Annotated in this window: 12 protein-coding genes; 6 read left to right on the forward strand and 6 right to left on the reverse strand. The window is 45.2% G+C overall.

Translation table 11 applies throughout. From position 1 onward, the window contains the following. Together JGK11_RS30490 and JGK11_RS30495 are read left to right on the forward strand one after the other, a co-directional pair. Nucleotides 1-1,050: DUF3769 domain-containing protein (locus JGK11_RS30490; protein ID WP_293214183.1), on the forward strand; the 1,050-nt coding region annotated here is incomplete at its 5' end. Nucleotides 1,051-1,435: 385 nt separating this feature from the next. After that, the gene (locus JGK11_RS30495) at nt 1,436-2,107 is read left to right on the forward strand and encodes a hypothetical protein (RefSeq protein ID WP_293208320.1); all 672 of its coding nucleotides are present in this window, start codon (nt 1,436-1,438) and stop codon (nt 2,105-2,107) included. Nucleotides 2,108-2,429: 322 nt separating this feature from the next. Here the strand turns inward: JGK11_RS30495 and JGK11_RS30500 are convergent, their stop codons facing one another. Beyond that, on the reverse strand, nt 2,430-2,942 hold the full coding sequence (locus tag JGK11_RS30500) for a phycobiliprotein lyase (RefSeq protein WP_293180249.1): 513 nt from the start codon (nt 2,940-2,942) through the stop codon (nt 2,430-2,432). A 132-nt stretch (nt 2,943-3,074) separates the two neighbouring features. Here JGK11_RS30500 and JGK11_RS30505 point away from each other — a divergent pair, with 132 nt between their 5' ends. From JGK11_RS30505 to JGK11_RS30515, 3 genes are all read left to right on the forward strand, one after another. Further along, complete coding sequence (locus JGK11_RS30505) at nt 3,075-3,344, forward strand: hypothetical protein (protein WP_293180252.1); 270 nt, start codon at nt 3,075-3,077, stop codon at nt 3,342-3,344. A gap of 560 nt (nt 3,345-3,904) precedes the next feature. Then, the gene (locus JGK11_RS30510) at nt 3,905-6,157 is read left to right on the forward strand and encodes a hypothetical protein (protein WP_293193431.1); all 2,253 of its coding nucleotides are present in this window, start codon (nt 3,905-3,907) and stop codon (nt 6,155-6,157) included. Nucleotides 6,158-6,172: 15 nt separating this feature from the next. Beyond that, nucleotides 6,173-6,298, forward strand: a complete 126-nt coding sequence (locus JGK11_RS30515; RefSeq protein WP_293214186.1) for a hypothetical protein — start codon at nt 6,173-6,175, stop codon at nt 6,296-6,298. Here JGK11_RS30515 and JGK11_RS30520 read toward each other — a convergent pair. The 5 genes from JGK11_RS30520 to JGK11_RS30540 form a co-directional block, all read right to left on the reverse strand. Then, nucleotides 6,276-6,995 carry a Uma2 family endonuclease gene (locus tag JGK11_RS30520; protein ID WP_293193429.1) on the reverse strand — a complete coding sequence of 240 codons (720 nt, stop codon included), beginning with the start codon at nt 6,993-6,995 and terminating at the stop codon, nt 6,276-6,278. The two genes, JGK11_RS30515 and JGK11_RS30520, sit on opposite strands and share 23 nt — an antisense overlap. A gap of 288 nt (nt 6,996-7,283) precedes the next feature. Next, nucleotides 7,284-7,844 carry a transposase gene (locus JGK11_RS30525; protein ID WP_293193428.1) on the reverse strand — a complete coding sequence of 187 codons (561 nt, stop codon included), beginning with the start codon at nt 7,842-7,844 and terminating at the stop codon, nt 7,284-7,286. Nucleotides 7,845-7,942: 98 nt separating this feature from the next. Further along, complete coding sequence (locus JGK11_RS30530; protein WP_366054150.1) at nt 7,943-8,749, reverse strand: transposase; 807 nt, start codon at nt 8,747-8,749, stop codon at nt 7,943-7,945. Between the two features lie 204 nt (nt 8,750-8,953). Further along, nucleotides 8,954-10,363: a heterodisulfide reductase-related iron-sulfur binding cluster gene (locus JGK11_RS30535; protein ID WP_293214188.1), complete on the reverse strand. Its 1,410-nt coding sequence runs from the start codon at nt 10,361-10,363 to the stop codon at nt 8,954-8,956. 286 nt (nt 10,364-10,649) lie between these two features. Beyond that, on the reverse strand, nt 10,650-12,065 hold the full coding sequence (locus tag JGK11_RS30540; protein WP_293180276.1) for an FAD-binding oxidoreductase: 1,416 nt from the start codon (nt 12,063-12,065) through the stop codon (nt 10,650-10,652). Nucleotides 12,066-12,160: 95 nt separating this feature from the next. Here JGK11_RS30540 and JGK11_RS30545 point away from each other — a divergent pair, with 95 nt between their 5' ends. After that, nucleotides 12,161-12,313 (forward strand): ATPase domain-containing protein, encoded by a 153-nt coding sequence (locus JGK11_RS30545; RefSeq protein WP_293180279.1) that lies wholly within the window; start codon nt 12,161-12,163, stop codon nt 12,311-12,313. The last annotated feature ends 59 nt before the right edge of the window (nt 12,314-12,372 follow it).

Below are 12,372 nucleotides of genomic sequence, written 5' to 3' on the forward strand. Positions count from 1 at the left end.
GTGCGCCTGACTCTGACACCCCAAATTTACCTCCAGCGAATCGTGGAAAAGAACGGTGGAAATCCCTTTTCCCCCGACAGCTACGGGCTGAGAGCAAAGCTGGGCGCGACTTTGGGCCCGCGCACCAGCCTTGAAGGATCGGCGTTATTTCTGAATTTTGATAATTTCCCGAATTTAGCTGAAAATGCTTTTCGGGGTAATGTGCGCTTGCGACAGTCGATCGGCAATCACAATTTAGCAGCAGAATATAGTTATCGCGATCGACTGTTTAACGGTTCTCTAGGCTTTCAAACCGTCAACAGCAGTCTCGGGGCCGTCCTCACTTCCCCACAGATGCAAATCGGCAATACAGGCATCAATTTCAGCTACCAAGCTGGATATCAATTTATCAATGCTGACACCGATCGAGCAGATTTGCTCGAACCAGTGCGCGAAAACAACCGCATCGATTTGGGCCGAGGCCAAGTCAGCGTCGCCCTCAGCCGCGGCTTCAACCTGTGGCAAGGTCAACCGCTGCCCCGCACTCCCACCCAGGGTTTGAGGTACACCCGGACGCCGGTGGTTCCCTTCTTACAACTGGCTTTGGGAGTCCGAGGAGTAGGCTCTTATTACAGTAGTGGCGATCGACAAAATTCGATCGCCAGCAGCATCGGCATTCAAGGGCAGTTCGGCCATTTCTCCCGCCCTTTCCTCGACTACACTGGATTTAACGTGACTTACACTCAGGTAGCGCGGGACGGGGTATCGCCTTATTTGTTCGATCGGCTAGTAGATTTGAAAGTCCTGTCTTTTGGACTCGTGCAGCAAGTTTACGGAGGCTTTCGAGTCGGATTTCAAAGTGCTATTAATCTAGACAGCAGGGAAACAATCAGTACGAACTACACTTTAGAATACAGCCGTCGCAGCTACGCAATTATTTTGCGTTTTAATCCTGAGCGTCAAGTCGGCAGCCTGACGTTTAGAATTAGTGACTTCAACTGGAACGGCACACCCCAACCATTTTCCGGGGACGTGCGAACAGTAGAAGGAGGCGTGCGTTTATCCGATTAATTCAATTGGGTAATTAGTAATGGGTAATTGGTAATTGGTAATTGGTTATTGGTTATTGGGTTATTGGTTATTGGTTATTTGTTATTGGTTATTTGTTATTTGTTATTGGTAATAATGAAGCCAAAAAAATCAACAATTCTCAATTCTCCAATTCTCAATTCTCCAATTCTCCCTTCCCAAGAAAGAAAAACTAACGTTCGCGTTGCCTCGTAGGCGACACCACTCCTAACAACTAACAACTAACAACTGACAACTAACAACTGACAACTAACAACTGACAACTAACAACTAACAACTGACAACTAACAACTGACAACTAACAACTAACAACTGACAACTGACAACTGACAACTAACAACTGACAACTGACAAATTACCAATTCCCATGACAGATGGACGTACAATATCTGCACAAGCAGCGGCTCTGCTGGTTCACTACGGTTTTGACCTAGGTGGCAAAAAAGCAGAGAAATTGGCTGGTGAATGGTTGACCAAGTATCCCGGCTATTGGTTGCGTTTAGCAGTGGTTGAAGCGCTTTATCAAGGGCGCTACAAAGCTGTTTCTGTCGGACAGCTATTGAGTATGTGGCACCGGATAGGCCAACCACTCTATCATTTTAATCGCGAGTTTGAACGCTTAGTTTGCAACAATTTTCCTCAAGATTTAACCTTTGAAAGTTATGCTCAACCGTCGCAGGAAGAGATACTTTTATCCCACCCGGAATCCGAATTCGGTGTCGCCGAAATAGATACGAGCAAGCAGTCAGAAGCAGAACTCGATCGCGCGTCAGATGCAGAAGTCCCGAATACAGAAGCCCCGGAAACAGAAAAACTCGCCACTGCTGGCGATCGCACTCAAGAAAATACAGAAGTTGTAGTATATGAAGATGTGGATGTTACGGCTCTGGCCGATGGAGCCGAACCCGATCGCAAATTAACAGACAAACCTGTCAAAAAATCATTCCCAGTTGTCAAACACACTGATTTTCACGCCAAGTTAAAAGCCGTTGCCCGAGAAGGCCGCAGAAAGAAAGGAGAAAGCATCAAAAAGAAATAAGGTGTCAGTCGATTTTCTATGTTTAGATTTACTTCACAGATTCATCTGGGAGCTTGAAAAGGAGTCTAAAATTTTGGGATAATTACTCAGGATAGTCGGGGCTTGTATTCATTTTGGGAAATTAGATATAGAGGTTCTCCCTGCAAGTGAGGTACTCACCAATTACCAGAAAGAATTGGTTGAAAGCCGGAACCCTTATAGGGAGAAATAAAAATCAGACTATTCATTACTCCAATCCTCGGACTTCCTTTGTCAACTGTCAACTGTCAACTGTCAACTGTCAACTGTCAACTGTCAACTGTCAACGGTCAACGGTCAACTGTCAACTTTTCGGACTTCCACCCATCCGAATTTCCGAACAAAAAGATGCTTGTTCCGTACCGTCAGCTTGCTTAACAACGCTAGTCCGCAAGCGCAGATTGGGGATGAGATACCACAGCCTTTCTTCTGCATGGACAGTATCTGATTCTGTAATCAATGTCAGCACATCGTCGCCGCCCATCACGTAGCGGGTGTTTCCCTTGGCTTGCAATACTTTGCCTTCGCTGGGATTGTCGGGATTCGGGACGATCGCCAATATTGTAGAACCAACTTGTTTAGCTTGGTTGCGATCGGGAACACCGTCCCAAGAAATCCGAACGCCCCTGAGTCCAGTTGAGTCCGGGTTAGTCGAGTGCTGTTGGCAAAGTTTGACGACTGCTGCATCGTTAGCTGTCAGCATTTCTATTTTGAGGTCAGATTTACCTGCTTGCAATTCCCCAGAATTGAGATTGTGTACGGTGCGCTGGGAAAACCATTTGCCTGCACTTAACTCGAAAAACTCGATAACATCCATGAAATTTGTCTCTAAACTTAAATAGTTCTTGATTTGCGATCGCGACTTGCGCGCTATCGAGTCAGAAAACCGGTTTTTTCTTGAGTAACTAGCCGCCCAACCAATGATTTTAGCGAGAAACCCGGTTTAAGAGTGCAAGTCCTGTTTTCTATTTTAAAGGAACGGGGCGCACCTGCAAAGCTTTCCGGGAGGTTTGAGTCAAGCAGGTTGCAGGTGCGGTTGAGGCACGAAACCCAAGCAGGCGGGCATCTGTCGGGCAGATCCAGCCCGATCGACCTAAAATTAGAGCATTCGCTACCGTATTTCGCTAAACAAGTCTTGTTCGCACATCAAACAGGATGGCGATCGCTCAAAAATTTTAGCTTAACTCCGTCCCAAAACGGGTACAGGCTGCCAACTTAACTCTTGGCCCCAAATTTTAGATCAATGTTCAACTTTCCCGATTCACTGCGCTGCAAGTCAATTTTTTAATCGTAAACGCGCCCAAGCCTCCGTCCGTCTCAAACTTGTACAGCCACTTTTCCTGAGAGTAGCCGAAGGAAGTCGAAGTATCTAAAATCTAAAATCTAAAATCTAAAATCTAAAATCTAAAATCTAAAATCTAAAATCTATTGGTAGTGTGGAGCGATCGACAATCATTCCCCAAAACCCGTTATGTTAAGAAAAACAACGATATATGTCAGATAGTTGTCGATCGCTAGATTTTGGGCTTTGAGTTGAACGATCTTGGCGGCGGTTGATGGCAATCGCAGGCATTGAAAATTCTCAAACCAGACTCAGACAAAAAAACCAGCGATTCATCGAACGATCGCCAAACCGAGGGCAGCAGCCCGGTAGCAAATAGCCTTTAAATATGCCATGCTAAGTAAACGAGCAAAGTAAGCAAGAAAACTTTCTCGATCGGGTTTTGGGCAAGGTGCAGCTAGCGATCGCATACATTAAAAAAAGACATACACAAATTTATGAGCGAGTTTACACAAGGGCTGGATAAAATGCAGCCCGCAGAACAGACGCACTGTTTGGGAATCCTACCAAGTCAGCTAGCAGCGACTTCCGACTCAGAGAAATTATACAGCTTACTAACAGATTACAATTTTATTGAAGCCAAGCTGTCAGCAGCGGGAGCACAAGCGCTAATAGAAGATTACGATTTAGCAACAAGTCCCGATATTATCACCTCCGATGAAAAAGCCGACAAACTCAAATTAATCCAAGAAGCAATCAGGCTTTCTGCCCACATTTTAGCCAAAGATAAAACCCAACTAGCTACCCAACTAATTGCCCGGTTGATGCGCTTTGAAATTCCCGAAATTCAAGCACTGCTAGCCCAAGCACAACAACAGAAAATACCCTGGCTGCGGCCGCTAACCCCCAGTTTTACCCCCCCTGGCGGCAGATTGCTACGCACTCTCACCGGACATACAGATTGGGTACAAGCTGTAGCAATTACCCCCGACGGCAAGCGAGCAATTTCTGCATCCTCCGACCACACTCTCAAAGTTTGGGACTTAGAAACAGGAGAAGAACTTTCCACCCTCAAAGGTCATCTTACCTACGTCAATGCTGTAGCAGTAACCCCAGACGGAACAAAAGTAATTTCAGGTTCTTGGGACAATACTATTAAAATTTGGAATTTAGCTACTGGAACAGAAATATTAACATTTGCAGGCGATACTTTTGCAGTAGAAGCCGTAGCAGTAACTCCCGACGGCAAGCGAGTAATTTCTGGTTCATGGGACGGCAGCATAAAAGTTTGGGATTTGTCAACAGGGGCAGTGATTTTCAACCTCAAAGGTCACAGCAGTTTTGTCCAGTCCGTAGCAGTAACTCCAGACAGCAAGCGGTTGATTTCCGGGTCTGGCGACAACAGCATTAAAGTCTGGAACCTAGAAACAGGAAAAGAACTTTTTACCCTTACCGGTCACGCAGATTGGGTAAAAGCTGTAGCAGTAACTCCCGACGGCGAACACATAATTTCCGGCAGTTACGACGGCACAATCAAAGTTTGGAGTTTGAGTGCCAGAGAAAAACTTTTCACTTTAGGAATTCACAGCAGTTTCGTCCAAGCTGTGGCAGTCAGTCCCGACGGAAAACGGGTAATTTCGGCGGCCGGCGACAAAACGCTGAAAGTTTGGAATTTGGAAACAAAAGAAGAACTATTTACTTTTACCAATCACATCGCCCCGGTGAATGCTGTTGCTGTCACCCCCGACGGCAAGCGGATAGTTTCTGGTTCCTCTGACAAAACTCTCAAAGTTTGGCACTTAGAAACAGGCAAAGAAAATTTATCATCTGCGGGTCACGATGACTGGGTAAATGCTTTAGCAGTGACAGCCGACGGTAAAAAAGCAATTTCCGGTTCTGGAGACAACAGCATTAAAGTCTGGAATCTGGCAAATGGAGAGGAAATTTTTGCTATTCCCGGTCATAAAGATTGGGTAAAAGCAATCGCTGTTACCCCGGACAGCCAGAGAATAGTTTCAGGTTCAGGTGACAAAACAGTTAAAGTTTGGAATCTGGAAACTGGAGAAGAAATATTTAGTCTGACAGGTCATACAGATTGGGTAAATTCGGTTGCTGTTACCCCCGACGGCAGGCTGGCGATTTCTGGTTCGGGAGACAAAAGTATTAAAATTTGGAATTTGGAAACAGGAGAGGAAGTTTTTACATTTATCGGTCACACCGACGGGATAAAAGCTGTGGCAGTTACTCCCGATGGCAAGCGGATAATTTCGGCTTCCGGCGACACAAGTCTGAAAGTTTGGAGTTTGGGAAAAGAAAATAATATTTTGGCAAATTTATGGAATTTAGTCGTTAAAAATCAACTTTTTACTCTTAAAGGTCATGAGAGTTTTGTGAATGCTGTGGTAGTTACCACAGACGGTAAATGGGGAATTTCTGGGGGAAGGAAGAAACTGATTAAAGTTTGGGATTTGTCAAGTCAAAAGGAAATTTTTACTTTGACGGGTCATGCGGATGCGATTACAGCTTTGGCGACTGTGGGAAATAGAGTGATTTCAGTTTCGGATGATAATACTCTGAAAGTTTGGGATTTGTTGAGTCGAAAAATAGTTGCTACTTTCAGGGGAGATAGTGCTTTGAAAGCTTGCGCTATGGCACCAGATGGGGTGACAATTGTCGCGGCGGAAGCTTCGGGACAAGTGCATTTTTTGAAGTTGGAAGAGGGGAAGAGTCAGTTGAGAGTTGACAGTTGACAGTTGAGAGTTGACATGGTTCCGATCGCACTTTTGCTCAATTTGAAAAGTGCGATCGACCTTTTCCCCAATCCAGTTTACAATTGTTCGGGGTCAATGCCGATCGATCGCAGTCTGTCTAACTTAATTCATCTGGGTTAATTCCCATTTCTCGCAGCCGTTCCGCCAAAAGTTGCGATCGCCGCCGTTCCTCTCCTAAAGCTGTTTCTGCAAGTTCTGCCCGCTGTTCGGCTTGTTCTGTCCGCTGTTCGGCTTGTTCTAGGCGTTGACAAATCTCAACGTAGGAGAAAAACCTAGTTCCATCAGGTCGATAAATTTGCAATTCATCGCCTGATAAATCGAACCGGATGGCTAACCTGGGACTCGCGTAGTTTTCCATAGATGCGATCGCATCCAAGCCGTCTTCTCCCCGCAACCAACCCCTGAGTTGATTGTTAGTAGGATTGTAAATGTAATATTCTTCAACTTGGTGGCGATCGTAAAATAGTAATTTCGTCTCCATTTCATCTTGCGTATTGCTAGGAGAGAGAATCTCAAACACAACTTGTGGTGCAATTCCTGACTCGTTCCACTGCTGATAAGAACTCCGTCTCCTTTTCGGTGTGCCGAAGACAACCATCACATCGGGGGCATTAACAATATTTGGTCTTCCCTGAACCGGATACCAAAATAAATCCCCCGCTACAAATACATTCTCGTCATTAGCATACATCCATTCTAGATTTTGCTCAATGACTAGAATCCAGCGAAACTGGTCGGTATTGTTTGCCATTGGTTTGCCGTCGCTTTCGGGGTAGATAATCTCTTCCTGAGTGGGGACTGGGATTTGACTTACCATAACAGTTGTGCGGGGTGAAATACTGTTGAATTTAATTTTAGCAGTTTACGAGGAGTCAGAAGCGCGATCCTCTGCGAGGGCTTCGCCAACGAGCTTTCTCAAAATAACCTATTTCCCTCTCTTCCTCTGCGCCCTCTGCGCCCTCTGCGGTAAAAAATCTTATTCTTGACACTCCTCGACCTGAAGGTGCGAGGATTCTTGAGGAATTTCTACCTCAATTTCCCTGTTTCCAGGGTTCCCAGACTCCTCACGTTTGCTCAATCGAGCGCGAGGATATCTTCTGGGCGTTTAGGCGCGAACGCCAGGTTTCGCGGAGTCCCCGCGTACCAAATTTAAAGCTCGATCGCGAATAGTTTTTGCTGCACCTATATCAGCGTGTTCGTGGTAGCCACATTCAGTGCAAATGAACTTTTCGCCATCTCTATTAGACTTGTCGATGTGACCGCAATTCCGACATTCTTGACTGGAGTATTTGGGATTAACCTTGATTACGATTTTTCCTTGCTTTGCAGCCAGATACTCAATCTTCAGTATTAACTCGCCCCAGCCTGCATCAGAAATAGAACGGTTTAAACCTCTCTTCCTTGATTGCCCATTTTTCAGAAATCTACCTGTTTTTTCGTCAACCTTTACTCGACATCGGCGCATCATGCCGGAAATATTCAAGTCCTCTAGAGCAATCGCGTCAACGTTACGTGACACTATTTTATTGGCAACCTTCCATTGGTAAGCTTGACGCTTATTGCTAATTCTTTGGTGGAAAAGCCCTAGTTTTTTAGCTGCTTTTTTGCGGTTATTACTCCCTTTTGCTTTTCGACTGACCAATAATTTCTTGATGGTACCCGCCACGTGATTTATCCGTGGAATCAATCCCAAATCGAAAATCTAAAATCCTCTCTTCCCCCGAATTTATCCGTGGGGTCAATCTAAAATCTAAAATCTAAAATCTAAAATCGACTGACTTGTCTCTGTCTAATTCTCAGTGTGCGTTTAGCTTTTTTGGTGGCTGAAAACTTGGGATTTTCAATTTGAGCTCCATCTGATAGATGGACTAATTTTGTAATTCCCATATCGCAACCAATTACCTTGACGACATCTTTGAGAGGTTTTGTCGTGTAATCGGGGACAGACTTGTCCTCAATGCGGACGGATACATACCAGCCATTCTGTCGCTTTCTTACCGCACAAGCTTTAATGGTAAAGCCACCAGGAATTGGGCGCGAGTTGTGGAAACGCATCCAACCTAACTTTGGCAAGTAAATTTTACTACCTTGTATTTTTACCCCCATCATAAATGTGAAGGAAGTGAAATTGCTGCGATTCTTGAATTTAGGAAAGCCGCGTCCGTCAAAAAAATTATTATAGGCAGTGTCTAACCGTTTGACGTTCTGTTGTAGAACTGTCGAATCTATCCCGGCAAACCAGGGTCTAGCTGCTTTCAGTTCGGGCAACGCTGTGATTTGAATGTGGCCTGGGTTGCGCCGAGGGTTTTTAACTTTCCCCTTTTTATCTGTTTTGCCTATTTTCCAAGGTTCCCCAGTGGCACCGTTTTTACTGACACAACTGGTCAACGGACAGGCTTCACTTTTTGTCCTAAGGTCGCAATAGTTGCCTTGAATGAACTGTTGGCTATACTGAGTGATCCTGTCATTAAGACACCAGTTGAAATGGCTTCGCAAAATATCCACCCAATTAGACATTTTTAAGTCTTGTGTTTGATTTGGACGCAACTTGTATACATAGTTTGTCAACAAGTTTAACTCCTCGTTTTTCTTGAGCTGTTATTAGTATATAGTGAAATACTTGCGTGTTTGTACTTTTTACATTTCTTTAGGAAAGAGGGTTTAAGGTTTATAGTTTTACTTACAAAGCCGTCCTATAAGGACGAGGTTTTAGACCCATTTCTCTGATAAAAAATCGCAGCGAAAAGCAGGGCGGACACCGCCCGCCCCAGCAAACTACTTCCGCTGCAACTGTACCCCACGAATAGAATAATCCAAAAGCTCGATCGGGTGCATCAAAGTAACAGCCTTCCCCTGCAACTCCAAATGCTTCTTAATTTGCAAAGAACAACCAGGATTAGAAGAAGCAATCAACTCAGCCCCAGTATTCAGCAAATTCTCCACCTTTTGTACTCCCAAATCATCCGCAATTTCCGGCTGAAGCATATTGTAAACCCCCGCACTCCCGCAACACAAAGCAGCATCCACAGGTTCTTTCAACTTCACGCCAGGAATTTGTTGCAGCAACTGGCGCGGCTGCAAACTAATCTTTTGTCCGTGCAACAAATGACACGCATCATGATAAACAATCGTCAAATCTCTCTCAGTCAAAGGATTGAGTTTCGCCGTAATTCCCGCAGTTGCCAAAAATTCTTGTATGTCCTTCACATTAGCAGCAAAATTCTCAGCTTTCTCCCGATAATCCGGGTCATCTGCTAAAATGTGACCGTATTCTTTCAAAGTGTGGCCGCACCCAGCAGCATTGATAATTACACAATCAACGCCCGTATTTTCAAAGCTGTCAATCATTTGTCTCGCCAAAGCTTTCGCCTGTTCCGCTTGTCCTTGATGTTCCGGCAAAGCAGCACAGCATCCTTGACTTTTCGGAATCACAACCTCGCAGCCATTAGCCGTCAAAACTCGCACCGTAGCTTCATTAACTGGCGAGAACAACAACCTCTGCACGCAGCCTAAAATCACCCCAACTCGATAGCGTTTCTCCCCTTGTGCGGGAATGACTTCGGGCAAATTATCCCGGAAAGAATCAACTGTTACCTCGGGCAAAATTGATTCCATCGCCGCCAAGCGGGGAAATACTTTTTTCAGCAAACCTGTTTGGCGAATTAGTTTTGGCAGTCCTAATTTTTGATAAATAAACAGCGGTACCAGCAAAGGCCGCAATCTGTGAGGATAAGGAAAGAGATTAAAAATTAGAGTGCGAATTACATTGTCAGAAAAAGTGCGTTTTTGATTTCGGGTAACTTGGTGGCGAGTTGCGGAAATTAACTTGTCGTATTGAACTCCAGAAGGGCAAGTTGTGACGCAGGCTAAACAGCCCAAACAAGTATCGAAATGCTGCGATGTTGCTTCGTTTAAAGGTGCGTCGCCTTCGTTGATTGCATCCATTAAATAAATGCGGCCTCTGGGCGAATCCATTTCTTTGCCGAGTACCCGATAACTCGGACAAGTTGACAAGCAAAAACCGCAGTGCACGCAAGTATCGATCAATTTGGGATCTGGCGGATTGTTGGCGTCGAAACCCGGGATTTCGAGAGTTTTCAAGTGGGGGTTTTGTGCTAGGAAATTGCTTTCTTTAGCAGGTTTTAAGTCGTCGCTGGGAATTGTAGAATTTTCGGAAGTTTGCATAATATATTACCTAATTATTTTGGTTCGTAGTCAGGACTTTAGTCCTTTCAAATTGCCAGCCTAACTCCATCAAGCAAACAAAAACTTCTCTTCTCTTCTTTTCTCTTCCTTTGCGGTCTTTGCGCCTTCGCGGTTCGTTAAAAAACAAATCTGGTTCACAAATAGACATCTCCATAAAAACCAGTATTGAACAGGCAGGATGCCTGTTCCACAATAAATATGGTCGAGGTATAATGATTTAGACCGGGATTCAATAAAAACTGAACTCCTTACTGCAAACTTTAAACTAAATACCGCTGATAAAACGATCGCAATTTAAAATATTCTCCGGGTCAAACTCTTGCTTGATGCGACGCATTAGATCGATCGCACTTCCAGTATAGCCCCAAACATCTAACCCTTGCTTGATGTGGGCTGGCGCAGCCAAAACCGTCAGAAAACCGCCTTTAGCTTCGCACGCCCTGCGTACCTGCAACAGCGTTTCGGCTGTCGCAGTCTCAAACCGCAAAACTCCTAAACCGCTGCCCGCATGAATCAAAGCATCCTGTACCGGCAACTCGTTAATTGCCTTGACTGCTTCCGAGGGTCTGATGCCTATTTTGCAAATAATTGCTGAATTATTCCCAGAATTCCAGACTGTTTCTGGCAATCTTTGCCATAATTTATCCTCATCATTTTCGCCGCAGCTAGTGCCTTGCAATCCCAACTTTTCGCCAACTTCCAACAACCGGGCGGATTGTTGTTTAACGCTTTCGGCGATGCTTTGAAACCTCACTACCAATCCCGAACCTTTACCCAAACTCAGTTTTTCTACTAACTGTGGTGACAGCAAATCAACGGCTGTCGGTGTTAAAGCAGAAGATAATAAAATTTGAGCAGCTTCAGCTAAAGCATTAGTTTCTCCTGTCAGTATGACAGTTCCCGATGATTCCGGCAGCGGATAAACTCGGAATGTTACTTGACTGATGACGCCTAATGTGCCGTAGGAACCGGTCAACAGTTTCATTAAGTCGTAACCGGCGACATTTTTCACAACTCGACCTCCGGCTACAGCAATTTTACCGTCCGATCGCACAAACGTAATTCCCAACAACAAATCGCGCACGCCCCGGTAGCGGTGCCGCAGCGAACCAGTATCAGCAGTAGCGACAATCCCGCCCAAAGTTGCCTGTTGCGGATATGCTGGATCGATCGGCAAAAATTGACCTGCTTTACCTAAAATTTCCTGCAAATCGGCAAACTTCATGCCCGCCTCCGCAGTCACCGTTAAATCGCCCACAGCGTGTTCTACCAGCCGATTCAGGCGCGCCGTACTCACCACAACGATCCCCCCTGCATCAGGAGATCCCCCTAAATCCCCCTTAAAAAGGGGGACTTTGACAACATCTTGCTCCCCCCTTGTTAAGGGGGGCTGGGGGGGATCGGAGTCTAATTGGACTAAACCGCCCCAATCGAGTTTGCTGCCACTCCCTGTCGGCAAGAGTCCCCAGCGATTTCGCCCTGCACAAGCAATCACTGCGGCGAGTTCTTCCTGAGTATGGGGATAAACGGTACAGGCTATTGAAGTACCTGGGGCAACAGCTTTTTCTACCCGTTCTTGCCAAAAAGCCTCTATATCTTGCCGCAGACAAATGCCAGCAGTGCCGACAATACCCTCTAATTCTTGTGTGCTAACGTAATTTTCTGCCGAAATATTTTTCATGAAGGTTCTCAGACGCCCAGTAAACAAACAATCAAAACAGCCCCTCAAACCATTAAATATGAATACGAGCCGATATTCTAAACATAAACAAACAAATGTCTCAAAACCGACTTTCAGTAGGAATTACTGGTCTCAACGAAGTAATTGACGGCGGCCTGATTCCTCAGCGCTCTTATCTGGTACGCGGCAGCCCGGGTACTGGGAAGACTACCGCTCGTAAAAACCTGGACAAAGCTACCCAAAAGTAGTCAATGTTAGACATCTACGTTAGTAATTTTAGTCCACAGTCCTAAAACTACAGGAATAA

Origin of the sequence: Microcoleus sp. PH2017_34_RAT_O_A (assembly GCF_020737885.1) — a bacterium.
GTDB lineage: Bacteria > Cyanobacteriota > Cyanobacteriia > Cyanobacteriales > Microcoleaceae > Microcoleus.

Coding starts and splice junctions, on each gene's coding strand:
- JGK11_RS30545 (WP_293180279.1), top strand. CDS start 12,161: ATGTCTCAAAACCGACTTTCAGTAGGAATTACTGGTCTCAACGAAGTA.
- JGK11_RS30515 (WP_293214186.1), top strand. CDS start 6,173: ATGGTTCCGATCGCACTTTTGCTCAATTTGAAAAGTGCGATCGACCTT.
- JGK11_RS30535 (WP_293214188.1), bottom strand. CDS start 10,363: ATGCAAACTTCCGAAAATTCTACAATTCCCAGCGACGACTTAAAACCT.
- JGK11_RS30510 (WP_293193431.1), top strand. CDS start 3,905: ATGAGCGAGTTTACACAAGGGCTGGATAAAATGCAGCCCGCAGAACAG.
- JGK11_RS30520 (WP_293193429.1), bottom strand. CDS start 6,995: ATGGTAAGTCAAATCCCAGTCCCCACTCAGGAAGAGATTATCTACCCC.
- JGK11_RS30500 (WP_293180249.1), bottom strand. CDS start 2,942: ATGGATGTTATCGAGTTTTTCGAGTTAAGTGCAGGCAAATGGTTTTCC.
- JGK11_RS30540 (WP_293180276.1), bottom strand. CDS start 12,065: ATGAAAAATATTTCGGCAGAAAATTACGTTAGCACACAAGAATTAGAG.
- JGK11_RS30495 (WP_293208320.1), top strand. CDS start 1,436: ATGACAGATGGACGTACAATATCTGCACAAGCAGCGGCTCTGCTGGTT.